Origin of the sequence: Paenibacillus kribbensis, assembly GCF_001705305.1 — a bacterium.
In the GTDB taxonomy this organism is placed as follows: Bacteria; Bacillota; Bacilli; order Paenibacillales; family Paenibacillaceae; genus Paenibacillus; species Paenibacillus kribbensis_B.
This window is the reverse complement of record NZ_MCBP01000003.1, coordinates 33,754-59,752: the sequence shown is the minus strand read 5'-3', so window position 1 is coordinate 59,752 and position 25,999 is coordinate 33,754. Positions and strand designations below refer to the sequence as shown.

The window sequence follows — 25,999 nt, the reverse complement described above, 5'->3', positions numbered from 1 at the left end:
CCTCCTTTGTAAGCTACAATCTCGGATCAATCGGCTCCGATTCCTATGCTTCCCATACTTCCTTCACCGCAGCGCGGAACAAATCATCCAGTTGCTGATCACGCCCACCCTCCGTCTGCCGGAGCAAAGGTGCCTTCTGTTCAAAATAAGCAATTTGCTGCTGTATAAAATCATTCACCACCGAAAGCTGTGGCTCAATATCCAGCTCCTCGCCCGCTTTTTTACGTTCCAGCAAATGCCCGATGACCCGATAAAGCTCCGTATCTGATGGAACTAATTCCTCCAACAGTGTTTCAAATTCCATCGGAGGCATGCTGTTGTAACGCTCAATCCAGCCACAGGCCAGCAGCGGGCGCAGCACATAAAAATACTTTTTGATCTTCACCTGTTCTCCTTGCAAATAATCCCGGTAATTCCCCTTGGCCATATTCAGATAGTGATACAAGCAGGACTTCGGGGAAAAGGTTAACGGCGATATAGCGCGAATCTGATCAGCGACTGAGTATTGTTCCAGATAGGGAATCGGGGATTGCAGCCATTCCAGTAAAGGCGGATTGGACTTGCGAAACAAATTGAGCGCCTTTTTCAAATCCCAGCCGTTCATATCCAGCAAATCACTGATCGGCCGCTCAATCACATCGCGCTTGTCAAAAATGGACAAATACCATTCCATCGGCCTTACATAGATAAAACGCACATCATAGTCACTGTCCTGCGAAGGAAATCCCCATGCCCGACTGCCTGATTCACAGGCATATACAATACGCACTTGCTCCTCCTGCTCCAAGGCTCGCAGCTCACGCAAAATCGTTGCGCGCATGTCCGGCTTGATTAAATCGTGCTTATGCTCCATATCGGTCATGCTTATTCCCCCCATATATTTTAGCGTATTTTTTGAAGCTCTTCCCGGATGGATGCTTGCGTTCCATGCCTTAAGTACATGAAGCGCTGCATACCGATTGGAGATCACTGGACTCCAAAGTCCGGTAACAACCAGTTGTTGTCCTACTTCTGTCTCCAGCAATCCAAACAGCACCCTTGTATCCCTATGATCCTTAATTTTGGAAGTCGTGAACATGGTGAAAGTATTACAAACATGAATAAATTCCCTTTTTCATGCATTCCTTCCCTGTTAAAATAAAGAGATACATCCTTTCGCAGAATAGCACAGAAATGGGGAATCATCATGGCGAGAGAAAGCTTTGATAAAGAAATTCAATTTCTACGCATGTTGACATTGACCAGCGGCGCTTACAATCGGCAGCAATTTGCAGACAGACTGGGCATTTCGGTACATACCTTCGACAAGACAATTCGGCGGCTCAAAGAAATCGTCCAATCCGTGCAGCAGCAGCTGCCTGCGGAGCAGGGACATGATTTTAACGAGATGCTGCGCTTTAATTATTATGAATCCGCTGATCCACTACTACTATTCTTGTTTCGGGCCAAATCGCTCAAGGAATCGGAGAGTGTCCGTCTGGCTTTACTGCTGACAGTACTGCAATTACAGCCCCTGACCACCATGGAACTGCTGGATGCCTGCTGTGACGGACTGCCTTCCGACAGTACACTGCCGGATGAGAAAACAATCCGTTCGGACCTGAAATATCTGGTCGAAGTTGGTGTAGTTCGCAAGGAGCCCGGCGGCAGACCTTACCGCTATGCTGTTCGCAACGATCTGATCACAGGTCTGACAGATGAGGAATTACTGGACTTGTATGATTTTGTGGACATTATGGCCAACACCCAGCTTCCCTCCGTGCAGGGATATCTGCTGCGTGATCATTTGAAAAAAGCGATGCGCCGTCAAAGCGGAGATCGTGATATAGCGACCCCTTTTTTATATAAGTATCACTACTACTCACGCATTCTGGACGAGGCCCATATTCACCCGCTTTTGCATGCCATTCGGCAGCGGCGCTGCGTGACCTTTTTATATTTTTCGACGTCCAAACGTAGCATGTACGGGTCACAGAACACCAATCCGCTGTTTGAAAAAGAAACGGAAGGCCGGAAGCATACGATCCTGCCCTTGCAGGTCATCTATGATCATCAATACGGACGCTGGTATGTGCTGGGACACGTGGGCGGCAAGGGAATCATGAAGTTCCGTTTGGAAGGTATGACTCAATTGGTGGAGGGAAAGCCCGTGCCAGAGCAGCATTTTGCCGACCTGCTGGTGGTGCTGGAGGAAAAAATGCAATATAGCTGGCTTGTGGATACTGGACGCGCTGTAAAGGTTCGGGTACGTTTTTTTAATCCTGAGGGCGCAAAACGCAACTTTATCCGGGAACGTGTGCTGTCACAAGGACAATGGGGTACGATTACGGAGGAAGAAAGCGAATCTTTTATCTATGAAATTACGGTGAATGGAATTACCGAGATCAAACCGTGGATTCGCAGCTTCGGATCAAGCTGTGAGGTATTGGAGCCCGTGCGGCTGCGTAAGGAATTCAACCAGGAATGGAAGGAGCTGCAAGCCTATTATGAGCCTGTTCGAGAAAATATTTAACTATCAGATCGTCTCACGACTGGATGAATCGGGCGCTTTTGCCACCACATCGCAGGAAAGAGGCTGGCTCCAATCCATGCTGTCAGACTCGGCAGCGGCAGAGGCTTTTACCCCTTCAACGCTGGATAAGCTTCGACTGCTGCTGACAGACGATGAGCCGCTGGAGGTCGATGGGAGCTTGAAGGAAAAAGCGGGCAGCTCTGCTTCCTCCGTCTATCATCCACTCCTGCGTGTATTGCGTCCCATCCTGCGCTCCCGTTCAGGCATCTGTATGAACTACAGACTGCGCAACGGGCACATGCATGAGCGAATGTCCGGGTTTCCTTACAAGCTGGAATTTTCCATGGTCAAGAAAGAATGGAGCCTGCTGTGGTATAACCGCCGACACCGCGCGCTGATGTCTACCAAGCTGTCCAACATCGTAACCGTATCGGAAGAAGAGATTCCATCTGAAGAAGCAGAGAAATTGACCCAGCGTATACTCGGTATTCTGGAATCGTGCAAGGAACAGGGTATCATTGAGATTATTCCTGTATACAACGGGGAAATGTCCCGTATTTTATATGCTTTTTCCTGCTTTGAAAAAGAGGTTGAATACGTCCAGGAAGTAGATACCTATCGTATTACACTCACCTTTCAGGCAGACGAATGTGAATATGTGCTATCCAAAATCCGTTTCCTCGGCAAACGTGTCAAAGTCGTTCAAGGAGCCCGGCTGATTTCCCGCATGAAGGAGACAATCGCCAAAGCCCTCGCACGGTACGAAGAGGAATAGCTTTGCTGAAAAGGCCCTTCCTCGTCCGTTCATTAGACAAAGGAAAGGCCTTTTAAACGAGTTACGGCAAAGCTTGTCCGCGCGCGCTGACGTACAATTCATACCATTCCTCACGGGTCATCAGCTCGCTCTGACGCTCCGCATCCTGACACGCCTTGATTCGTTCAGGGTTGGCGCTGCCAATGACAGGCTGAATCCGTGCCGGATGCTTCATAAGCCAGCCCAGGACGATAGCTTCACGTGTCGTGTCTTTTTGAGAAGCCAGCTTTTGCACCAACTCTGCCGTCTTACGAACATGCTTCGGCTCTCCGTCCAAAGGCCCTCCGCTAAAACGCCCCTGAGCCAGCGGTCCCCACGCTTGAAGCTGAATATCCTCCGTTTGGCAATATTCCAGCAAGCCTTCACCAAAATGCACATTTGTTCCCGCCTGCTGATTCACATGCACTGTCTGATCTACAAAATGCAGATGTGCCAAGCTCATTTCCAGCTGATTCACGATCAATGGCTCCGTCAGGCTGCGCTCCAAAAAACGAATCTGGCTTACATTCATATTGGAAACGCCAAAATGCCGTACTTTGCCGGACGCCTTAAGCTTGCTGAACGCCTCTGCTACTTCTTCCGGTTCTACCAGTGGATCGGGGCGATGCAGCAGCAGGATGTCCAAATATTCGGTGCCCAGACGCTTGAGAATGCCGTCCACAGACTCCATAATATGAGCATATGAGAAGTCAAAACGGCCCGGGAGCGTGCCATCCGGCAGGAAAATCCCGCATTTCGACTGAATTACAATTTCCTCACGCAAACCGGGTTGTCCCTTTAAAATCCGACCGAAAATTTCTTCCGCTTTTCCCATGCGGTAAATGTCTGCATGATCAAACATCGTAATTCCGATGGAACGTGCTGCTTCCACGGCTTTTTCTGCTTCAATGATATGCTCCTGCGTAAATGGGGCATGACTCCATTCTCCACCAAAAGGCATACAACCAAGCGCCAAACGACTATCTGAGATTCCACGTTTCTGTAAAGGCATGATCTTCATTACTGCTCCTCCTTCATCCTCCAAAATATTTGGCGTCATATAATCTTTATCCGAATATCCCCATGCTCAAATAACGCTCTCCAGTATCTGGTGCAATACATAGCACCCGTTTGCCCGCTCCCAAACGACGGGCTTCCTGAATAGCTGTCCAGATCGTAGCTCCACTGGAGGGCCCCACGAGAATCCCTTCCTGGGCAGCAATCGCCCGGGTCATTGCAATCGCATCCTCATCGGAAACCTGTACGATTTCGTCATAAACCTTCGTATTCAGTACGTCAGGAATAAATCCCGGACTGGTGCCAACCAGCTTATGCGGACCGGGTTTTCCACCGGACAGCACTGGCGAACCCTTTGGCTCGACCACAACCACCCGTAGATCCGGCAAATGCTGGCGCAGCACTTCACCCGTTCCCGTGATGGTACCGCCTGTTCCCGAAGAAGCGACGAACACATCCAGCCTTCCCTCCGTCTGTTTCAAAATTTCAAGTGCCGTCGTTGTACGATGGATATCCGGGTTAGCCTCATTTTCAAATTGATGCGGGATAAAGCTCCCTTCAATTTCAGCCCCCAATTCAAGCGCCTTGCGAATCGCACCGGGCATCCGTTCCTCTGCCGGGGTCAGCACGACCTCAGCCCCGTATGCCTTCAAAATATTGATTCGTTCCTTCGTCATATTCGACGGCATCACCAGAATCGCACGGTAGCCTCGGGCGGCCGCATTCATCGCAAGTCCGATCCCCGTGTTGCCGCTAGTCGGCTCAATAATGGTGCCCCCTGGCTGTAGATGCCCTGCCTTTTCGGCCTCCGCGATCAGGTTGCCCGCCGCCCGATCCTTGACACTGCCACTTGGATTAAAATATTCCAGCTTTACATACACCTCTGCATCCTGCGGCCCTGTAAGCCGTTGCAACCGTACACAAGGCGTATCTCCAATTAAATCCGTAATTCGGTGTACCACTTTAAGTGTCATCGTTGTCCCCTCCTTGGCTGTTCCATACATCGTTATTTACTATCCTAATATCCTACTAACAAAATAACATAATTAGCTGCTCCCTACCCGTCGCTATTGTAAATTACATCAATCTTATCGATTTAGTATGTAAAATTCTTGCAAAACGGGTCGCCAGATATCGTCTGTAGTGATATACTCGCAGTACTATTTTTTCAGGAGGATACAAGAAATTTATGAGTACTCAAGAAACTATGACAGCAAATCGCTTTCCCCCCTCCTTGTTATGGCTGACACTTGGTGCCTTCGCCATCGGTATGACCGAATTCGTCATTATGGGACTGCTGCCCAATGTAGCCCATGATCTTCATGTTACGATTCCGCAAGCCGGACAGCTTATCACCAGCTACGCGCTGGGTGTGGCCATTGGTGCACCTGTGCTTACCGTATTAACCCACAAGGTGCCGCAAAAAAAGCTGCTCTGCCTGCTAATGACCATATTTATATTAGGCAATCTGTTTTCCGTCGTTGCGCCCAACTACGAGCTTCTTATTGCAGCCCGCATGGCTACCGCGTTATCACACGGAACCTTTTTGGGAGCCGGTTCCCTGATCGCCGCTCGACTGGTTCGTCCTGACAAGCGGGCGGGTGCCATTTCTATGGTATTGACCGGATTGACCGTAGCGAACATTATCGGCGTGCCCTTTGGTACCTTTATTGGGCAACAGCTCGGCTGGCGTGCTTCGTTTGGAGCCATTGTCGTGATCGGTCTCATTTCTCTTGCGGGCATCATTCGTTATATCCCGGTCATTCAGCAGGACAAGCCTTCCAGTCTCAAACAGGAAGTCCGAAGCCTGTTTCATCCCAAGGTACTGCTGATGCTGCTCACAGGGGCTATCGGCTGTGGCAGCCTGTTCTCTGTCTTTACGTACATTACGCCTTTGCTTACGGACATTAGCGGCTTTGCCGAGCATAGCATTACATGGATTCTCGTCCTGTTCGGGCTCGGCGTAACCATCGGCAACATCGTTGGCGGCAAGCTCGCAGATTGGAAGCTGCTGCCGTCCTTGGTTGCAAACTATGCTGTACTGGCCATTATTTTGGCTATTCTGACCTTTACGCTTCACAGCAAGGTACTGGCTGTCATCACCGTCTTTATCTGGGGGATTGCCGCATTCGGCATCATGCCGGGCATTCAGGTACGCATCATGAACCTGGCCTATGAAGCTCCTTTGCTCTCCTCCACCTCCAGCCATTCCGCTTTGAATCTGGGTAACGCAGGTGGCGCTTTTATCGGTGGAGTCGTTATTAACCAAATGGGACTGGCTGCCATCCCATGGGTCGCATCTCTTATCACCGTCGGCGGCCTGTTCCTTATGCTGGTCAGCTACATGATGGATCGCAAAACGGCTCTTACTGAAGCAGCAGATACACAGTCATAGAAAAAAGGGACTTTCGTTCATTGGAGCGCAAGTCCCTTTTTGGTGTATTTAATCGACGTATTTAACCAGTATAATTAAATCGAAAGGCTCTATCCAAATGCTCAGCTTAGCCAACGGTCAAAGAAGTCCCGATACCCCTGTTTCATCACCTTACTCGAAAACTGTTCCATGGCATATGCCTGATTCTCCATCGAAACCCGGCGAGGTGAAGCGACAGCCATATTAACCAGCTCGAACCAGTTTTTCTCATTCCCTGAAAAAGAATGTGTAGAACTGATATGTCCATAGCAAGGATGCTCCGGCTTGACGACGATTTTTCCCATGGCCAGCGCTTCGGTCAGCGGCATCGCGAACGTGTCGAATTTGGAGCAGCTCCAATACACCTTCGCCGTGTTCATCAGCGCAAACACCTCATCCTGCGTCAACGCAAATTGAAGCTTTACATTGTCCGGGATGTCATATTTTTTCATACTTTCCTTGTATCGTTCTCCGCCAAATACCATATAGACATCCTTGTCAGGATTATGTCGCGCATACTCCAGCACCAGATCAGGACGCCGATTCTCCTCATCTCTACCGATCCACATCACCCGGTTGTCCACAACCTGCGAAGGGTCGAAATGCTTTTCCACCAGCCGCTCATCGAATCCTATCGGGATCACCGTCACATCGGTTACGCCAAACTTCGATGCCAGCTCCTGCTTGAGAAAGGCAGTCTGTACGATAGCCTTGTCCACGATTTGATAAAAAGGCTTCATCATCTCGTAGCCTGTAAGCGCCGGATCAGGAAAACTGTGCGGAAAAAGCACACTGTTTTTAAAAAACATATTCAAATATGTAAAGCCGGATACCGTATAAATCACGTGCTCAATCTGCTGCTCATGGAGCTGGTCCAGTACGATGTCATAATTGACCAGATCACCCTTTTCGTGCTCATAACCCGCCAACCAGTCATGGCTGCTCACATGGCGCTCCGGTGATACAAATACGATATCCACTCCCAATTCCAGTCCAATCTGCTTCAGACGTTCTGCAAAAATACGAGGCCCCTGTGCTTCAGCAAATTGTATTTTTCTCATGACCAAGCCGACTTTTTTCATCCAGTTCCCCACTTTCTTGACAATCTTGATGCACCCTGTGTCTAAACTGCTATTTACACCGTTTAACTTGTCCCCATTCCATCATCGTTGCACATTCGTTCAAGCAGGCTAACGTTTCTCCCCGTTGAGCCTCTAATTGCTCTTTTGACCATTTGTCGCCGTTTCTATGCAGGTCCGTTCCAATCCGCTGTAAATCACTTTGAATAAGCATCAGCATCCACAGCGAAAATACTACAGCAAACATGCCATATTCCAGCAAAAATGCCGCTCGATCCACGCTTATACCCAACAGATCCCGCTGCTCCAGATACGTGTCCAACATACGAACACGCAAATCGGACGTCATGCGACGGGGGAACAACGGATGAGACATGTCGATCAGATGATACACATCCCACAGCGGTATGTTCAGATGAGCATGCTCCCAATCCAGCACCATGAGCCGTTCCCCGCTTAGCGCATAGTTCCCCGGATGAAGATCGCCATGCGACAGTACAAGCTGCTGAGCAAAAGACTGGTGTTCCAGCTGTACATAAATACGCTGAACCTGTTGCTTCGAGAATCCCAGTGAGCTGCAAAGCTCCAGCACTTCAGGCTTGCGCTCGTACAGCTCAGAAGCCATCTCCTCAATAAGCGGCTTCGGCCCTCGCAGCGGAAGGCCAGTAAAACAATCTGTTGGCAAAGCATGCCACCATGCGACAAGTCCAATAGCTCGCAACAGGGTTTCTTCTTCATGCAGATGCTGTAGCGGACCAAGGTCCTCAAAAATCATCCATTCCTCTTTGCCATCCGTGCCTGCGCCAGAACAGGCCAGCAGCCGGGGATAGATGGGTGGCAACGAAGCAAATACATGCTCATATACCCACCTCTCCCGGCCTCCCTGCTCATCATTGGTTAGCGGCTTGAACACATAGCTTTCAGAAGGCGATACGTAAAAGCGTTCTACATGCCGACCATTTGTACCTGTATATAAAATTTCACAATTCTGCGCCAGCGTATCATTCAAAGTACCGTCAGCATTCACATATTGATGAAAACGATTCATGGCTACCCAACTTTTTTGTATAAAATGTAATAGCAAGATCATATCACAGTCCTTGTTCCAAGCGAAGTCCAGATCGCCTTGAAGTAGCTCGACGTACCAAAAAGAGGCTTGTCCAATCAGATCCACGCGACCTGTTGGACAGCCCCTTGTCATATCCGTACTTCTATCCTGCTCTGATTAATATTTAGTATTGCCGGACTCGCTCGTGTTGCCGGATTTAAAGCCCTTGAACAATTGTGGCACATTGTGATAACGAGTGTTTGTAATTTTAGCTTTGCTGTTCGGACCATCCGATCTCAGGATCGAATCCTTTACATTGGAAATATCCGAGTTATCCAGAGTCATATTCACTGTGAATTTAGAGTCCCCAAGTTGGCGAACCAGCTTTCCGATATCATCGGCTCTAAAGTTTTTAATGTTAATCGTGCCTTCGGCATTGATTTGGAATACTTTGTCATAGGCATGGAACGCTCCACCGCCCGTAATGTTTACCGTACCTGGTTTTTTGAGCGTCAATGCATCTTCACCTACATCCTCCCACGTTACGTTGGAGATGGTTCCGTTGCCATAAACATGCACACCGTCCGCAGCAGGCGCAGCGATGATCACATTTTTCAATGTTGCATTATTTTCAAGCTTGAAAATAGGCTTTTGAGCCTCTTTCTGGCTTCCGTCCCCCAAGGTATCAGGATCGGCCACTACGGTCTTCCCTTTACCATCGTATACTTCTCCGGCTTTAACAAGTATCGTCTTATGAACGACTTCCGGAGCTGCATGAGCAGAATAATTGCCGACGAATAAAGCGACCAGCATACCTGATAAAGCAATACTCATTCCCTTTTTCAATACTTTGGCTGTTTTTGTGTTCATTCAATTCATCCCTCTCGTCAATTTTTTATTTCTGCCGCCGTATCTGAGCTGAGCAAAACGAGTAGACCTTCTCACCACCCTTCGACAATGAACCCATGAACCGATACACGTCTGTGTGGGATGATCCAATAAGTAATAAGTAACATATGTATACTTGGTATTTGGTTCAAAGTAATGAACTGCACTTTATTAAAAAACACAATTTGTAAATATAGCGATTTCATTTACAAATTGCATAATTCCATTATAGTCAAACTTCCAGTAATTTCAATATATAATTCGGCAAATTATGTCCTTATTTTCAACAAAGTACACAATTTTGCCTTTTTTATACTTGTTCAAATCTACTCTTCGGCGAATTACGCAGCGGAATTTTTCATGACTAACCGTCTACTATGTTCTATAGCATTCCATAGGGTGATAATTACATCATGAGCTTGTACCTCGCTTCTGATATGATCTATGCTATTGAAAGCGACGTTTGATGAACGTATAATGTATTTAGTGCTTTGAAGCGTTACATCTCAACATTACTGGTGAGAAAAGAGTGGTTATGGTGCAAAACAATAGAGAGATTCCATTAAGAGAACAAAATATTGTGCTCATTGGTTTTATGGGCGTAGGCAAAACAACGATTGGTTCCCATCTTGCGCGCAAGCTGTATCGGGATTTCGTGGATATTGACCAGGAAATTGAACAAGAGTACAACATGCCCACAACAGAGATTTTCAAGACATACGGAGAGCAGCGATTCCGTGAAATTGAAAAAGAGCATATTCTGAAGTTGTGCAGTAATACTCGTCTGAAAATCATTTCCGTTGGCGGGGGCGCGTTTTTACAGGAAGAAGTGAAGCAGGCTTGTTTGGCTTCATCCATTGTTTTCTTCCTGGATTTAAATTGGAACTCCTGGAAAGATCGGCTCAAGATGCTGATTGACACCCGTCCAAATCTGCAAAACAAGACGTTAGAGGAAATTGAAGAACTTTTCCGTTCCAGACAGAATATTTATGCGGTGAATCACTCCAAGATCGATACAGATCAGTTGGATGCGGAAGAAGTCGCAGACTATATTATCCAAACTCTAAATCTGGGCTGGGAGTTGTATGAGCCTACTCGGGGATTGAATTAAAAATTACAAAAAGGAAGACCCAACCATGCCACTGCATGAGGGCCTTCCTTTTTTTGTTCACTGCGGATTCACGCTTATCGGCAGTAATGCCATGCATCCTCTAATTGTGACGATGCAGCACCGTCAATATTTCTCTCAGTTCGGTGACAGGAATCTGCCCAGGCGCGGAAGCTTTCTTGGCAGCCCCAAAGGTCAGAGCCGAACCAAACAGTTCTCCGGTCAGACGGCTCACGACACCTCTTCCCGCCATCGACATCGTAATTATAGGCCGATCTGCATACTCCTCTGCCATCGTACGCGTTGCATCCAGCAAGATCAGCACATCGGCTGTATTCGTTGGCATAACTGCTATTTTAGGCAGATCGCCTCCCAATTCCTGCGCCTTACGCAACCGGGATACGATTTCCTCCTTCGGCGGCGTCTTCTGGAAATCATGATTGGATATAATCACATACACTTGATGCTGATGCGCAGCTTCTACCAGTGTCTTCACATCAGCTTCCTCATTGAAAAGCTCCACATCAATGAGTTCTACTTGCCCCGTCTCGGCCACCGTGCGGTTCAACTCCACATAACTCGCCGCACTGATCTCCTTTTCTCCACCTTCCCGAGCACTGCGAAACGTAAAGACGAGTGGAATATTTCCTAAAATTGACCGAATTTCATTCAAGGCAGCCTTAACCTGTTCCAAGTCCTCCACATGCTCAAAAAAATCAACTCTCCACTCTACGATATCCAGGTCAAGTGTGCGCAAATAGGCAGCCTCTTCCTTCAATTGCTCCAACGTTTCTCCCACCATTGGAACACAAATTTTAGGCGCTCCTTCACCGATCAGTACATCTTTCACCTTTACGATTTTTGCCATTTCTATTCCACTCCCCAATTCATAGTTTTAAGTCGAACATTTTTACAATATTTCATAGTGTAACGCATTCTGAATAAGCATGCAGATGATTAAGCCCGGCTTGTTGGCTTACTCTGAATCAAGTGCAATTTGCGGGGATAATTTGCGACTTGATGGAAAAACGGCACTATACCGGAAATTAACAAACACTGCCAGCGCAATCCCAACCGCATTCACAATCAGAGCCAGCATAAAAACACTGGATATTTGAGAATGCTTCAAAAGAAAGCCGGTAAACACGGGAATAACCGTGTACGACAGCGAAGTGGCTGTGTAAACAAATCCGGTGATCTGCCCTTTTCGTTCACTAAAAAATTCACTCATGACGGTTAACGTCAGCTGAAGCACACCCGAGATGGAAAACCCGATAACACTTGAACAAATAATAGCCGCCGCCTGTGATTTGAACAGGAGAAGCGCTCCAAATGCCAACAAGGAGATACATGGGTAAATGAGAATAATGTGAACAGGCTTGACCCACTTTCTTAACACAATAACCAGTACAAACACGGAAACCAGTGAGCCAACATTGTAATAAACCAATAGTCTAAGAGACTCTGATTCGGTCAGACCGATAAACTGCTGTCCAAAGGTAGGCAGCCACAGCTGAACAATATACAGCAAGGTCGGTCCTGTAAAGCCGAGTAAAATAAGGCTCAGTCCTTCCTGCCAAAACCGCGGCTGGCTCCGGTCATTTGCCGCCAATTTTACCGTTTGTTCAACAGAAGTATCACGTAAGGACTCCTTTGGCGACTGAACCCGCATGTCTGGAAATTTCATTTTGAACAGGTAGATCGCATTCAGACCAAATATGAGCGCCGGTATAAAGAATGAGAACCCGTAAAAAATATCGTGATTCATAAAAAAGATGATCATTAACGGTAAAAATGCCGCCCCAATGGATATAAAGCCTCTCACCAAAACTGTAGCCGAACCGGAGGACTGCGGGAACGCCTCGATCAGTGCCGGATAGGTGCCCGAATCGAGCAAGGAATTCGCCACGCCGGCCAGTACAGCCAGCACCATCGCCATTTCAAAGCTGGGGCTCAGCGGTATACCAACCAGGAAAACGGCCATCAGCAGCCCTGCGGCCACAATAAACGGCTTGCGACCATAACGGTCAGAGAGCACTCCGGATATGTACAGCGTAAACAGCCTGCCAAATCCCATCGCGGAAACCAAAAGACTGATGCCCGCCTGATCTGTATGAAAATGCTCTGTTAAAAAGGACATGTGTGACGCCAGCATAATATTAAACATACCAAACAGAAGATAGTTTACATACAGGCCAGCCGCCACCGGGAAAGAAGAACGTTTCATCATGAATTCACCTGCTTTTGTAAGTAAGTCTTGTGGCATTACTAATGTGAATCATTTCACATTTTCTGTATTGATGATGAAGTATAGAACACATTTTAAAATTTATCAAGCTAAAATACTGCGGGACACAGCTTAGACACGCTTATGCGTTTTCAGATAAAATTCCTCGCCATAGCTAAGTGCAAAGTTCCGAAAGTCCACGACCGCCGGGGATAAATATCTATTTTTGATGCTCGCCAGATAGATAAACCGCTCGTATTCGGGATTTACAATAGGCAATATTTTGACGTTAAAATAATCCAGCGAAGAAATTCGGGGCATGACTGCGATCCCGTAATTGACAGACACCAGTCCCGCCATTGCTGTATCCTCTTCAATCTCGCAAATGATTTGTGGCGTAACCTTTACTTTGGCAAACAAATTTTCAATAATGGGCCGGATACCGCTTTTTTTGTTAAAAAAGATAAACGGATAGGCCGCTGTATCCTTGAGATCAATTTGATTCAGTGAAGCCAACGGATGATCGGGTGAAACAATAACGACCAGTTCCTGCTGAGCCAGCGGAATGAATTCCACATCCGGTTCATTTTCAACGTGAGAGCAGAATGCCACATCATAGTGCTCTTGCTTCAGTCCTTGAATAATATCGTTCGTATTCCCTTGGTGAAAAGAAAAGGATATATCTTGGTGACCGTCCAAAGCCGAGAAAGCTTGAATTATCGTCGGAATGAAATGAGAGCCCAACGTGTAGATAAACGCCAAATCTATGGTCCCCTGGCTTGGACTCACCAATTCCCGCAAATCATGCTCTCCCTTCTCCAATTCGTCCATTGCATGCTCCACATACTTTAGAAAAAAACGCCCGTATTTGTTCAGCCGAACATTTCTTCCCTGCTTTTCAAACAAATGAACCCCTAAATCCTTTTCCAATTCTGAAATTGCATGACTCAAACTGGGCTGAGTAATACATAATCGTGCAGCGGCCTGGGTAAAATGCTCCATTTCTGCAAGTACACGAAAATATTGTAAGTGTTTCAGGTTCATAACATGGAGTCTCCTTCATTGATTTATATTTAAAATTATAGACCTAAACTATAGAAAATAATAGAAATATGCATTGGATTTATAATACCACTCCTTAATATAATAAAGGCATATCATAATTGAGTCATTGAAATATTGTGAATATTTTCACTTTATTTCAGGCTTACTGCAGTACGGCTGGACAATGCCTACTTAGGCCATTGATCTAAAAATTAAGTTGGGAGTTACACCTTATGAAAAATCCTTATATCAGAATGGCAGCAGGGCTTTACATCAACTATTTTCTTCTAGGTATGATCAATGTTATTCTCTCCTCGAATATGAGCTTCCTGACCGTGCAATTGAACACGGATAAGGCTGCCATCGGTTATCTGGTGTCAGCCATCGGGATCGGCAAGTTGCTGGCGCTCGGGGTAGCCGGAAAAATGTCAGACAAATACGGAAGGAAACCGCTCATTGTTATTGCATCCTTTGCGTATTTAATTTTTTTGATCGGCATTCCCCTTGCACCCAACTATGCCGTGGCCTTTGCATTTGCCATTATCGCAGGGGTTTGTAACTCCATGATGGATGCGGGAACTTATCCTGCACTAATTGAAGGGTTCGGAAAAAAAGCCGGATCTGCAACCGTCCTGGTCAAAGCATCCGTTTCTATCGGTGCCATTGTTATTCCGTTCATGATCGCATTCTTTATCGATCACAATATGTTCTATGGCTACTCCTTCTTTATTCCGGCAGGTATTTATCTGCTGAGTGGTATCTACTTGTCGATGACAGCCTTTCCCAATCACAAAATGGAGGAACAAGAGGCTACAACCAACGCTGCCCAATCGGTGGACACTTTCCGCAGTGAGCCTAAGTTTTGGCAAGAGGGTCTGTCCCTGATCATTATCGGTTTTACTTCTACTGTATTGTTCATGATCGTGCAGCTATGGCTGCCTACCTTTGGTCAAGAGGCCCTGGGCATGGAGAAAGCTAGTGCCATTAAACTGCTGAGCTATTATAGTATAGGTTCGTTGGTTTCCGTTATTTTGTTAGCCGTGGCACTTGGCAGACTCATTAAACCGGTTACCGTCATGATTGTGTATCCGTTTATTGCCTTGCTTTCCTTGCTGGCTTTAATTACATGGCACAATCCTGTCTCCACTATAATCAGTTCATTCTTAATTGGCTTGTCGACCGCAGGCATATTCCAAATCGCTCTTACTGTTATGACCGAATTTTTCCGCAAAAACAAAGGGACTACAACTTCTCTCGTGAACATTGCAGCCAGTCTTGCATTCATCTTGATGCCGCTCGCTACCGGGGTCATGTCCAAAAGTCTGGGAATTACCTCGGTATTCATTCTGGATATCGCGATTGCCGTAGTCAGTATATTGCTGGCCATGTTTGTTGCTTATCGATATAAAAAAGTGTTTCATTAAACTACACAATTAACCTGGAGGCGTATATTATGAAAAATGCTGGACGTATTGACGGAAGAACACAACTTATCGGACTACTTGCAACACCTATCGGACACTCTTTGTCTCCGGCTATGCACAACCTTGCGTTTGAAAAACTCGGGCTGAACAATGTGTATATGGCTTTTGAAGTAGGGAATGAACAGCTGGAAGAAGTGGTACGAGGTCTACGAGCCTTGAATATACGCGGCTATAACGTATCGATGCCTAACAAGACAACTATTCTTCAGTACCTTGATGAGCTGGACGATAGCGCCAGATTTACCGGAGCAGTCAATACTGTGGTAAATACGGATGGTAAACTGAAAGGCTACAGTACAGACGGATCTGGTTACGTTCGCAACCTGCGTGAACACGGGATTGATCTGAAAGGCAAAAAAATGACACTCGTCGGCTCTGGCGGTGCTGCTACTCCGATTGCCATTGAAGCCGCTCGGGCTGGCCTGGCTGAAATTTCTATCTTCGCCCGCGACGATCAATTCTTTGCCCGTGCAGTGGAAAATGTCCGCATAATTAATGAAGATATGAAACACGCCCAGGTCAAGGCGAATATTTATCCACTGGAAGACCAGGAACAATTACGTGAAGAGATTCGTACAAGTCATATTTTCGCTAACGGTACAGGCGTTGGCATGAAACCGCTGGAAGGTAAAAGCGTGATTGAAGATGTGACTATGCTTCGTTCCGACCTGATCGTGACCGATGTCGTATACAGCCCGGCTAAATCCAGGCTGATGGAACAAGCCGAATCCGTAGGCGCAACCGCCATTAACGGTCTGGGCATGATGCTGTGGCAGGGAGCACTGGCCTTTGAATTGTGGACAGGCCAAGAAATGCCAGTCTCTTACATCAAAGAACAGCTTTTTGCTGACAAGCTGTAAGGCACGGGGTTACAGCAAGCATAGCATTCAAAACTTTCTTTCTATTATATACATCAAAAAAGGCTATGCCCGGTGAATGAACACTTCTACCGGGCATAGCCTTTTGTATTCAGCCTATATTGCTTTTTCGTTAGTCCTTGTATGGGTCGAACTCATTGGCCCCAGCCATGCATACTCCAATCGGCTTCAGCTCATGCAGAACTTCCACAGTCTCAGAATGAGCGTCCAGTACCTCACGCAGCTTCCGGTAGACGAATGGACTTTCATCTGTCCCCGCTCCGCGCAGCTCAACACCATAGCTTAGAACGGCCTCCTTCATCTGCTGGTCTGTAATTTGGCCGCCACTCCGTGTACGGGTTTTCCAATTCATTTTACCGGCCGCCTGGGTGCGGCTCATAATACGACCTGCCCCATGAACGGTACTATAATAGGAGTCCCGATTTTCTACCGTATCCTTCCCCTGTACAATGACCGAAATATCCCCCATGCTTCCCCCAATAAAGCCCATTTGTCCAGGGGCTGAAGGAGTAGCGCCTTTGCGGACAACGATTGTGTCACGTCCATTATGCTGTTCCTTCCATGCATAGTTATGATGATTATGCACGACAATGTCCGCTTCGGTCCCCATAATACCAAGCACTTGATCTATAACATAATCACGTCCCGCATAAGCATAACGTCCGGCAAGCCGCATCGCACGGTAGTACATGTCCCCCAGCTCGCTGTTCATGTCCAGCAGCACTGGCGGCTGATCCATATGCTCGCCCGGCGCTTTACCGAGAAAATCCCGTCCAGCGGCCAGGTTTAAAAACCCGCTCGCCGTTTTATGCCCAAAGCCCCGGCTGCCAAAATGATTCGCAATCCAGACCTGCCCTGTCGCTTCCTCTATGAATACATCAACAAAATGATTACCGCTTCCTACCGTACCCAGTTGTTCTCTCGCCAGGGACTTGAGTTTGTCATGCTCCTGTTTCCCAATCGCTGCATATACCGCCCAATCGGGATCATCGAACAGCTCATGATCGACCTGAACCGCATTCACACGACCTACGCCAAACGAAACATGACGTGCAATTTTATCCATGATGAATGAAATATGGGACTTAACATCCGCCGCAAACAACTTGGTTCTTACCGCTTTATTTCCGCAGCCAATATCATAGCCGACGCCCGAAGGCGAAATTTGTCCGTCATACACCACTACACCGCCGATGGGCTGACTGTAGCCTTTATGATGATCCGCCATCAGCAGCGCCTGAATCACATTGCCATTCTCCGCACACGTACGTGCTTGTGATAACGCTCCTGTATCGGGCGCTCCCCATACCCGTACGCCATGGATTTCTTGATAAGCCATTGTTTTTTTCCTCCTGTAGTGACTTCATTTCGAATGTTGTACCTGCTCATTGCATTATGTACGTTTTGGGACCTCCCGAACAGGGCGGAAGTATTACAAGCCAAATAGCAGATGATTCTAAGAAACCGAAAAGAAAAGGATATCCTCTCAGTCAACGAGACTGCAAGATATCCTGTATGCCGCTAATATAATAGAAGCAGTTAAAATGGACCTATGTTGTCGCATTAATCACGAACTGCAACGTTTAACTCATTTCATTCGGCTTTATATACCGTCGATGCTACTGTGCCGCTGCATGCGTACGCTTAAAATCTTCCTTCACCGCAACTAGCAGTGCTTCATTCACCAGTAGCTCCAAGCCCGACAAGGCTAACGCTTTGGCTCCAGTCACTAAGGCTTCCTCTCCCTTTGCAGAGCCAGCCGCTTCCCGAAACTCCACTGTGTGAGCGATGAGATCATCCGGGCCGATTTTAATATAAGCATGTGCAGTCGGGATAACATGGCTCACATTGCCTGCATCGGTCGAACCCAGCCCGGCACGAGGGCCACGATCCAGCTGTTCTCCCAGCGCTTCCAGCTCACGGCCAACTATCTCGTCCAGCGGATCGTTCAGAATGAAATCGCGCACTTCATTTTGAAAACGTTCGATTCTCACAGTAGCTCCTGTTGCCAATGCAGCAGCTTCTGCAATATGACGAACCTTCGTGGAAACCTCCTCTGTGCGCTGCCAAGTACTCGCCCGAATGAAAAAGCGAGCCGATGCATAATCTGGAATGATATTGGGCGCGTCCCCTCCATGCGTAATGATGCCATGAATACGCACATCAGTCGGCAATTGCTGGCGCAAAGCATTGATACCGCTGAACAACAGCAGCACCGCATCAAGCGCATTAATTCCCTGCTCTGGTGATCCTGCAGCATGAGCCGCTTTGCCGTAAAAATGAAAGTCCAGCGGGTCAACCGCCAGACTCGGGGATGTCAGCCGGGTCACACCGGATGGATGAACCATCAGTGCAGCATCAATCCCCTCGAACAGCCTGTGTCTCACAAAGTTGCCTTTTGCACTGCCATTAGGACCGCCTTCTTCCGCGGGCGTACCGAACACATACACCTCACCCCCCGTCTCGTCAATCACCTGCGCCAAGGCGATGGCTGCTGCTGTGCTTGCGGTTCCGATAATATTGTGACCGCAAGCATGGCCGAGACCGGGCAATGCATCATATTCAGCCAAGTATCCGATTCTCGGACCCGGTTTAGCCGAAGCCTTGCGGGCAACAAATCCGGTTTCGTGTCCCGCTACATTACGAGTAACCTCAAATCCCGCTTGTTCCAAAATACCCGTCAGCGCCTTGGAGGCTTGGAATTCCTGATTGCCGATTTCGGGATTAGCGTGAATAAATCGGCTCGTCTCCGTATATAGCTGACGAGACTTCTCAATGTTCTCAACAATCCGCTGTCTACGTGTATCCACCGTATTGGCTGCACTCATCGCAATCTCTCCTCATTTCGAAAATAGATTATTATTCTCCCAACCCTACTTCTATCAGACATCCTTATTTCTTTTGCGCTTTAACATCCGCCACCAGCTTATCCAATGTGGCCTGCAGCTCCCCGGCAGACTGGTCTACTACCACGTTAGCTCCTTTGGAATCCTGTTTTACAGCCTCGGCTACATCAGCATCATGGTACAAATCCACGATCGTTTTGTAGGTCGCATTATCTTTATCCTCCGCACGGGCAGCAAACACGTTCACATAGGGCTTCGCTTCTTCGCTGCTTGCATCATCCTTGTAAATAGCCCCATCCAGCTTGAGCCCGGCATCCGTAGCAACACCGCTGTTAACGGCTGAGGCGGCTACATCAGACAAGACACGCGGCGTCTGCTGGGCGACAACAGGAACAATCTCCAGCTTTTTTGGGTTACCTTCTATTTCATCCGTAGTCGGATACAGACCCGAATCCTGTTTTAATTGAATCAGCCCGGCAGACTGAAGCAGCTTTAAAGCCCGTCCCTGATTCGAGGGATCATCCGGTATAGCAATTTTTGAGCCGTCAGGAATATCCGATACGTTTTTAAATTTTTCGGAGTACAATGCCATAGGAGCGATGATCGTTGCACCGATAGGAACGATACTCACATCGTTTTCCACATTAAACTGACTGAGAAAGGCCAAATGTTGAAAGGAATTCAAATCCACCTCTTTATTAGCAAGCGCCTTATTGGGTAATGTATAATCCGAGAAACTGATCAGCTCAATTTCAATATTTTTGGCCTCCGCTTTCTTCTTAAGTACATCCCAATACGTATCCTCCGATCCTGAAACCCCGATTTTAACATGCACTTTTTCATTTGCATTTGAGCCCGAACCGTTAGCAGAGCAAGCAGATAGAACAGATACACTAAGAATAGCGAGTAGACCCAGGCGAATTATTTTTTTCATTTTCATTTCCCCTTTAATCGTTATGTATAATACTTGTATCCAATTAACGCCGTAGAAATTTACGAGACAAGTAGTTCCCAGCATATTGGGCGACCTGTACAAAGACGATCAGCAATACAATCGTGACCATCATGACCGAAGTATCGAAGCGTTGATAACCATAGGTCATTGCCAGATTCCCCAGACCACCTCCGCCCACGGTACCAGCCATGGCAGAGAAATCAATCAAGGCCACCGTAATAAACGTCAAGCCAAGAATTAGAGGTCCCAGCGCTTCCCGAATCAGCACACCCGTGATGATCTGAAAAGGAGTTGCTCCCAGCGCCTTGGCAGCTTCTATCATGCCTGGATCTATGGAGACCAGATTATTTTCCACAATTCTCGCAACAGCAAAGGCTGCTACAATGGTCATTGGGAAAATAGCCGCCGTGGTTCCAATCGTGGTTCCCATGACTAAACGCGTAAACGGACTAATCGCCACTAAAAAAATGATAAACGGAATCGGGCGGATGATATTAATCAGCAAATTCAGAAACATAAACACAAACTTGTTTTCAAACAAGCTCCCTTTACGTGTCACATACAGCACTAAACCAATTATAAGCCCCAGAATACTGGCAAAAATCAGCGTGACAACAACCATCAAAAGCGTTTGTCCCGTAGCCTCCACTACCTTGAGCCAAAACGTATCCCAATTAACTCTCATGATCGACGACCTCCCTGACTTCCACCGTCGTTCGCAGTTCCTCCACAACCATCTGAACTTCGTCTTCTGCCCCGATTAATTCGACAATTAAGCTTCCAAACAGCGCTCCCTGCAGCTCATTAATGCTTCCATATACAATGTTGTAATCCAGCTTATACTTGCGTGTCGCTCTTGACAGCACCGGTTCACTGGTCGCCCCATCCCGAAAAACAAGTCTGTACAGCCGACCGGCATGATGCTCCCGAATCTTGCTCAGCAGCTTGGGCGAGAGTTGGTCATTCAGTACGGAGCGGATAAAATTTTTTGTCGTCTTCGTCTGCGGATTGGCAAATACATCGAACACACTGCCCTGCTCAATCACCCTACCGTTCTCCATCACCGCCACACGGTCACAAATACTGCGAATCACGTTCATTTCATGGGTAATAAGCAAGATCGTAATCTGGTACTCTTCATTTACTTTTTTCAGCAGCCTCAATATGTCTTCAGTCGTCTCCGGATCGAGTGCCGAGGTCGCTTCATCACATATTAGGATATCGGGCGAATTCGCCAGTGCTCTGGCAATACCGACCCGTTGCTTTTGCCCGCCAGATAGCTGCTCCGGATAGGAATCCTCCTTGTCCTCCAATCCAACAAATTGTAGCAACTCCTTAACACGGGCATCTATCTGCGCCTTGGGCAGTTTAGCCAGTTTTAGCGGATAAGCCAGATTCCCGTAGACAGTACGAGAGTTAAACAAATTAAAGGTCTGGAATACCATCCCGATCCGTCTTCTTAAATTCCTCAGCTCCTTGGGACGTATCCGGGTAATATCCTGATCATTAACGACAATTCGTCCCTCTGAGGGGCGTTCCAGTAAATTGACCAGCCGCAGCAGCGTACTTTTTCCTGCACCACTAAAGCCAATCACGCCGAAAATTTCTCCCTTTTCAACAGATAACGAAACCTCTTCCAGTGCACTTACCTTACGATTGGGTAAAGAAAATATTTTGCTAACTTGTTCAAACTTTATCAAACTGCTTCCCCCTTACGTCTAAAATCTATGCCTCCGTCCCAATTTAGTAATCCGGTTGAATTAATCGGATTTATACCTAAAAAAAAGCTCCCATATCTTCGGTTGGCCGAAGGTGGAATTTTTTAACTATATATTGTATTGTTAACACCTTAAGTCAAGAAGGAGAATCTGTCAATAAAAAATGAATATAACTTTCCGACTCCTGTAATCACAATTACTTACATTTTTAGGACCACAAAACCAAATAAGGCTAACCGTATATTTGCAAAATTGCAAAATCGGCAGCCTTTGTGCTTGTGTCATATTGATCATTCAACAAACTAATGCGCAGACGACGTATTTTTCAAATCCGCTTCATAACGAAGGCCGATCTGCTGTCTTGCATCCTCCATCACTTCAGCGACTGCAAGTGAACACTCCAATGAGTTAATGGAACTGTTGCGTTCTCCAATTTTGATCAGATCCATAAACTCCTGAATTTCATAATACATCGGCTCACGTGTCTGAGCTTTCGTCAAATCCTCAATGGTGCCGTCCCGATAATGGATTTTCACCTCATAAGGCTGGCTGATTTTGTCGATCACCATCGTTCCATTCTCACCCTGAATTTCAGCAGGCAGATAGGAATCGGTGATTTTGGAATACATGACGACTGCATCCATATCAGGATATCGCATCACAATACTGCCCTCGCCATCGACACCGGAGGACAAGAGCACGCCGACCGCACGAACCTCATCCGGTTTGCCGAACAATGCCACCATGGGATATAAGCAATACACTCCCAAATCCATCAAGGAACCATTGGAAAAAGCAGGGTTGAACGCATTTAATACATTTCCTTGCTTAAAAGCATCAAAACGTGAGGAGTATTGACAGTAGCTTGCAAAATAACGCCGAACCCGGCCTATTTTATACATATGTTCCTTTATGATTTTAAAGTTGGGCATAAGCGTGGATTTAACGGCCTCCATCAACAGAACATTGTTGTTGCGTGCGGCTTCGAGCATGCTCCGCACCTCTGTTGCATTTGAAGCAAACGGCTTCTCACAGAGCACATGCTTTCCGCGATTCATACACATAATCGCCTGCTCCGCATGCAAGGAATTGGGACTGGCAATATATACGGCATCCACCTGATCGCTGGCAGCCATTTGAGCCAGGTCTGTAAAAACCTCTGCTTGGCTATTATATTGAGCAGCAAAAGCTTTGCCTTTATCCTCTGTTCGTGAGTATACCGCGGTCAGGGAAAATTCGTCCGTCTCCATCGCGGCTTGAATAAACCTTTCCGTTATCCAGTTGGTTCCAACAATGCCAAAACGCATCACAGTATCCCATCCTCCCCGTGAGTCATTCTCATTCAAATATATGTATCTATTCTCGCATTCTAACCAAGGCTTGTCCACTATATCGTAGATATATCTTGTTCTTCAACATCCTTCATTCGACAAAAAAAGACTGTAGTCATCAGCTCCATCTATTTCTGATTGTACTACAGTCTTTGTATGTTTTTAATTTTATGCCTTCAATGCGCGGACTTCTGATTCAGATAAGCCAGACGCTTTTACAATCACTTCGATTTCAAGGCCCATATTAAGCATGTTCCGTGCAATTTCAAGAGCTTTTTGGCGCTCTCCTTCAGCTTTACCTTCAGCCTTACCCTCAGCTTTACCTTCGAGCTTTCCCTCAGCCTTTCCTAGCTTCAAGCCTTCTTCCCTTGCGCCTTCTATCATAGAAGCCTCATCATGCAGGTACTTTTGTCGGGCTTCATACTGCAAACGTGCCTCTTTATCCTGACTTAGAAACTCCAGCGTAGTCATCGCCTTTTTCAAACCAGGTTCATTCATGGCTAGCACCTCCCATTGAGATGGATTAATTCCCTTTAAAAATAAAAGCCAGTTGACCAAACCGCCGCTGCCAGCCTGGACAACTTGCTCATCCAGCTTGGGCAGCTCTAAAAAATGCAACTCCATATCATCACTAAACGGAATGCCTGTACGGTCCTCCGTCAAATGAAACACATTATGATATCGGCTGTTCGGCAGGAAAGAGTAATTCAAAATGTTGATTGTCACACACTTTCTCAGCAGCTTGTAAGATTGGCCTTCGTATAATTGTCCTGCGTACTGCTTACTCCAATAGAATAAGGTTCGCTTATCCATGTCGTATTTATTAAAAAGCTGCATCTCCACATTAATAAGCTGACCTTCCGACGTTCTGGCTCGAATATCTAAAATAGACTGCTTATCACGCGGTGCGTCTTTATCCGTATACGGATTCAAAAGTATTATTTCTGTTAATGGAGGTTTCCCCGCTTCCTCAAAAGTACGATTTAGGAAAGTTAAAAGCACATCACGATTTTCCTCACTTCCAAAAATACGCTTGAACAAAAAGTCATTCCGGGGATCCAGCATTTCTACCAATAGAATCAGCTCCATCTGCTCATATTATACCACGACCTTTAATAAGAAAACACAAAACAGAACACTTGTTCTCGTTTCCATAAAATAAAATATACCAGCTTCATAAGCATCAGACTATATTCCTGATGAATCATTTTCAGTGAGCTTATCTGCATATATGTGCATATTTTTCAGATCGTATAACGCAAAAAAACCGTCCTCTCAGACGGTGAGTAAAACTTATTTTTTTAAAATCACCTTGCCTACTTCTGTTAAAATGGCATCCATAGAAGCCGGGTCATGTACATCATACTCATCAATGTTCAGACGCAGTACAGGGCAGGCATCGAACTCGTTGATCCAATTGGAATATCGGCGATGCATTTGCTCCCAATAGGCTCTCTCGGTCTGGATCTCCATCTCGCGACCGCGTTCCTGAATCCGATTCAGTATGGATGGCAGGCTGCCTTCCAGGTAGATGAGCACATCGGGGTGCGGGAAAAATGGCGTCATCACCATCGCCTCAAACAGGCTAGTGTACGTTTCATAATCCGTAGGGTTCATCGTTCCCTGATCGGCATGCATTTTCGCAAAGATGCCTGTGTCCTCATAAATGGAACGATCCTGCACGAAGCCACCACCGGATAAGAAAATATTTTTTTGCTCCTTGAAGCGCTCAGCGAGAAAATAAATTTGCAGATGGAAGCTCCATCTTTCGAAATCATGATAAAACTTTTCCAGATACGGATTATGATCAACCTGCTCCAAAGAGGTTTTAAAACCCAGGCGTTCAGCCAAAGCAGCCGTTAGCGTGGATTTCCCTACACCTACCGTGCCCGCCACCGTAATCAGGGCATTCGCGGGAATGTTGTAATTATTCATTGAATAAGCTCCTTTACATCGGAAACAATTTGTTCGAACTGTGCTTGGTTTTGTACAAAATCAATCTCATTCCCATTAATGGTCAATATACGGGGCGAAGGGGATTGCTCAGCAAGAAACTGAATGCCTTTATCATAATCCTTAATTAATTGCTCCAGATAGGCGGGGTCCATCTCCTGTTCAAACGAACGGGCCCGCTTACGGATTCTGCCCAGTAAAGTATCCAAATCGGCTCTAATATAGATGATAATGTCCGGCTTAGGCATGTCATCTGTCAGCAGATGATAGATTTGACGATATTTTTCAAGCTTTACACCCTTAAGTGTACGTTCAGCAAAAATCAGATTCTTGTAGATATGATAGTCAGAAATAACAGGCTGAGCCTTCTCCAGATATTGCAGGCCAGTATCCTCCAACTGCTTATATCGGTTGCAGAGAAAGAACATTTCCAGTTGAAAGCTCCATTCATCTATATTTTGATAAAATTTGTCGAGAAACGGGTTCTCTTCAACAATTTCTTTAATGATCGGCATATGCAGCTCGGTTGAAAGCATCGAAGTCAACGTTGTTTTACCTGCTCCGATAGGCCCTTCAACAGCGATAAAAGGGGCATGTTTCATGCGGTTCCGTTCCTCCTTGTACTCCAGTCCATCCTGTGGACAACTATCCTATTGTATCACAAGGAAGTATGTTAAAGGCATATCAAATCTATGGATAAAACAA

General features: G+C 46.6%; 24 protein-coding genes. 6 read left to right on the top strand and 18 right to left on the bottom strand.

All coding sequences use genetic code 11. The features are described 5' to 3' along the window. Positions 1–43: 43 nt before the first annotated feature. Positions 44–862: a nucleotidyltransferase domain-containing protein gene (locus BAZ21_RS06265; RefSeq protein WP_068498994.1), complete on the bottom strand. Its 819-nt coding sequence runs from the start codon at positions 860–862 to the stop codon at positions 44–46. A gap of 324 nt (positions 863–1,186) precedes the next feature. Between BAZ21_RS06265 and BAZ21_RS06260 the strand changes: the two genes are divergently transcribed. After that, positions 1,187–2,512, top strand: coding sequence for a helix-turn-helix transcriptional regulator (locus BAZ21_RS06260; protein WP_068498165.1), 1,326 nt, complete (start codon positions 1,187–1,189; stop codon positions 2,510–2,512). Then, positions 2,487–3,287, top strand: coding sequence for a WYL domain-containing protein (locus BAZ21_RS06255; protein WP_068498162.1), 801 nt, complete (start codon positions 2,487–2,489; stop codon positions 3,285–3,287). The genes BAZ21_RS06260 and BAZ21_RS06255 overlap by 26 nt, the downstream gene beginning before the upstream one ends. 61 nt (positions 3,288–3,348) lie before the next feature. Here BAZ21_RS06255 and BAZ21_RS06250 read toward each other — a convergent pair whose 3' ends face one another. Together BAZ21_RS06250 and cysK are read right to left on the bottom strand one after the other, a co-directional pair. Beyond that, positions 3,349–4,326, bottom strand: coding sequence for an aldo/keto reductase (locus BAZ21_RS06250; protein ID WP_068498160.1), 978 nt, complete (start codon positions 4,324–4,326; stop codon positions 3,349–3,351). A 46-nt stretch (positions 4,327–4,372) separates the two neighbouring features. After that, on the bottom strand, positions 4,373–5,296 hold the full coding sequence (gene cysK, locus BAZ21_RS06245) for a cysteine synthase A (RefSeq protein ID WP_068498158.1): 924 nt from the start codon (positions 5,294–5,296) through the stop codon (positions 4,373–4,375). Between the two features lie 215 nt (positions 5,297–5,511). Between cysK and BAZ21_RS06240 the strand changes: the two genes are divergently transcribed. Next, complete coding sequence (locus tag BAZ21_RS06240; RefSeq protein WP_068498155.1) at positions 5,512–6,717, top strand: MFS transporter; 1,206 nt, start codon at positions 5,512–5,514, stop codon at positions 6,715–6,717. 101 nt (positions 6,718–6,818) lie between these two features. On the opposite strand, the gene BAZ21_RS06235 is transcribed toward BAZ21_RS06240, so the two are convergent. The 3 genes from BAZ21_RS06235 to BAZ21_RS06225 all read right to left on the bottom strand — a co-directional run bounded on the left by BAZ21_RS06235 (position 6,819) and on the right by BAZ21_RS06225 (position 9,732). After that, positions 6,819–7,817: a glycosyltransferase gene (locus tag BAZ21_RS06235; RefSeq protein ID WP_068498153.1), complete on the bottom strand. Its 999-nt coding sequence runs from the start codon at positions 7,815–7,817 to the stop codon at positions 6,819–6,821. Positions 7,818–7,866: 49 nt separating this feature from the next. Next, complete coding sequence (locus BAZ21_RS06230; protein ID WP_176718122.1) at positions 7,867–8,904, bottom strand: aminoglycoside phosphotransferase family protein; 1,038 nt, start codon at positions 8,902–8,904, stop codon at positions 7,867–7,869. A 135-nt stretch (positions 8,905–9,039) separates the two neighbouring features. After that, positions 9,040–9,732, bottom strand: a complete 693-nt coding sequence (locus BAZ21_RS06225; RefSeq protein WP_068498151.1) for a pectate lyase — start codon at positions 9,730–9,732, stop codon at positions 9,040–9,042. Positions 9,733–10,288: 556 nt separating this feature from the next. Between BAZ21_RS06225 and BAZ21_RS06220 the strand changes: the two genes are divergently transcribed. Beyond that, complete coding sequence (locus BAZ21_RS06220; RefSeq protein ID WP_068498990.1) at positions 10,289–10,861, top strand: shikimate kinase; 573 nt, start codon at positions 10,289–10,291, stop codon at positions 10,859–10,861. A 100-nt stretch (positions 10,862–10,961) separates the two neighbouring features. Here the strand turns inward: BAZ21_RS06220 and aroD are convergent, their stop codons facing one another. From aroD to BAZ21_RS06205, 3 genes are all read right to left on the bottom strand, one after another. Then, the gene (gene aroD, locus BAZ21_RS06215; RefSeq protein WP_068498150.1) at positions 10,962–11,726 is read right to left on the bottom strand and encodes a type I 3-dehydroquinate dehydratase; all 765 of its coding nucleotides are present in this window, start codon (positions 11,724–11,726) and stop codon (positions 10,962–10,964) included. A 108-nt stretch (positions 11,727–11,834) separates the two neighbouring features. Further along, positions 11,835–13,088: an MFS transporter gene (locus BAZ21_RS06210; RefSeq protein WP_084011525.1), complete on the bottom strand. Its 1,254-nt coding sequence runs from the start codon at positions 13,086–13,088 to the stop codon at positions 11,835–11,837. A gap of 129 nt (positions 13,089–13,217) precedes the next feature. Next, positions 13,218–14,129 carry a LysR family transcriptional regulator gene (locus tag BAZ21_RS06205; protein ID WP_068498145.1) on the bottom strand — a complete coding sequence of 304 codons (912 nt, stop codon included), beginning with the start codon at positions 14,127–14,129 and terminating at the stop codon, positions 13,218–13,220. A 233-nt stretch (positions 14,130–14,362) separates the two neighbouring features. Here BAZ21_RS06205 and BAZ21_RS06200 point away from each other — a divergent pair, with 233 nt between their 5' ends. Together BAZ21_RS06200 and BAZ21_RS06195 are read left to right on the top strand one after the other, a co-directional pair. After that, positions 14,363–15,553, top strand: coding sequence for an MFS transporter (locus BAZ21_RS06200; RefSeq protein ID WP_068498143.1), 1,191 nt, complete (start codon positions 14,363–14,365; stop codon positions 15,551–15,553). 29 nt (positions 15,554–15,582) lie between these two features. Further along, complete coding sequence (locus BAZ21_RS06195; RefSeq protein WP_068498141.1) at positions 15,583–16,473, top strand: shikimate dehydrogenase; 891 nt, start codon at positions 15,583–15,585, stop codon at positions 16,471–16,473. A gap of 130 nt (positions 16,474–16,603) precedes the next feature. Here the strand turns inward: BAZ21_RS06195 and BAZ21_RS06190 are convergent, their stop codons facing one another. From BAZ21_RS06190 to BAZ21_RS06150, 9 genes are all read right to left on the bottom strand, one after another. Next, positions 16,604–17,830 carry an RtcB family protein gene (locus BAZ21_RS06190; RefSeq protein WP_068498139.1) on the bottom strand — a complete coding sequence of 409 codons (1,227 nt, stop codon included), beginning with the start codon at positions 17,828–17,830 and terminating at the stop codon, positions 16,604–16,606. A gap of 280 nt (positions 17,831–18,110) precedes the next feature. Continuing rightward, positions 18,111–19,319: a M20 family metallopeptidase gene (locus BAZ21_RS06185; protein ID WP_068498137.1), complete on the bottom strand. Its 1,209-nt coding sequence runs from the start codon at positions 19,317–19,319 to the stop codon at positions 18,111–18,113. Positions 19,320–19,383: 64 nt separating this feature from the next. Beyond that, complete coding sequence (locus tag BAZ21_RS06180; RefSeq protein ID WP_068498135.1) at positions 19,384–20,271, bottom strand: MetQ/NlpA family ABC transporter substrate-binding protein; 888 nt, start codon at positions 20,269–20,271, stop codon at positions 19,384–19,386. 43 nt (positions 20,272–20,314) lie between these two features. Next, a complete protein-coding gene (locus tag BAZ21_RS06175; RefSeq protein WP_068498134.1) occupies positions 20,315–20,977 on the bottom strand; it encodes a methionine ABC transporter permease in 663 nt (220 codons plus the stop codon). Beyond that, positions 20,967–21,992, bottom strand: coding sequence for a methionine ABC transporter ATP-binding protein (locus tag BAZ21_RS06170; protein ID WP_068498132.1), 1,026 nt, complete (start codon positions 21,990–21,992; stop codon positions 20,967–20,969). The genes BAZ21_RS06175 and BAZ21_RS06170 overlap by 11 nt, the downstream gene beginning before the upstream one ends. A gap of 320 nt (positions 21,993–22,312) precedes the next feature. Continuing rightward, the gene (locus tag BAZ21_RS06165) at positions 22,313–23,317 is read right to left on the bottom strand and encodes a Gfo/Idh/MocA family protein (protein WP_068498130.1); all 1,005 of its coding nucleotides are present in this window, start codon (positions 23,315–23,317) and stop codon (positions 22,313–22,315) included. A gap of 192 nt (positions 23,318–23,509) precedes the next feature. Then, a complete protein-coding gene (locus BAZ21_RS06160) occupies positions 23,510–24,430 on the bottom strand; it encodes an Rpn family recombination-promoting nuclease/putative transposase (protein ID WP_068498128.1) in 921 nt (306 codons plus the stop codon). Positions 24,431–24,634: 204 nt separating this feature from the next. Further along, positions 24,635–25,276 (bottom strand): deoxynucleoside kinase, encoded by a 642-nt coding sequence (locus tag BAZ21_RS06155; protein WP_068498126.1) that lies wholly within the window; start codon positions 25,274–25,276, stop codon positions 24,635–24,637. Continuing rightward, positions 25,273–25,896 carry a deoxynucleoside kinase gene (locus tag BAZ21_RS06150; RefSeq protein ID WP_068498124.1) on the bottom strand — a complete coding sequence of 208 codons (624 nt, stop codon included), beginning with the start codon at positions 25,894–25,896 and terminating at the stop codon, positions 25,273–25,275. The genes BAZ21_RS06155 and BAZ21_RS06150 overlap by 4 nt, the downstream gene beginning before the upstream one ends. Positions 25,897–25,999: the final 103 nt, after the last annotated feature.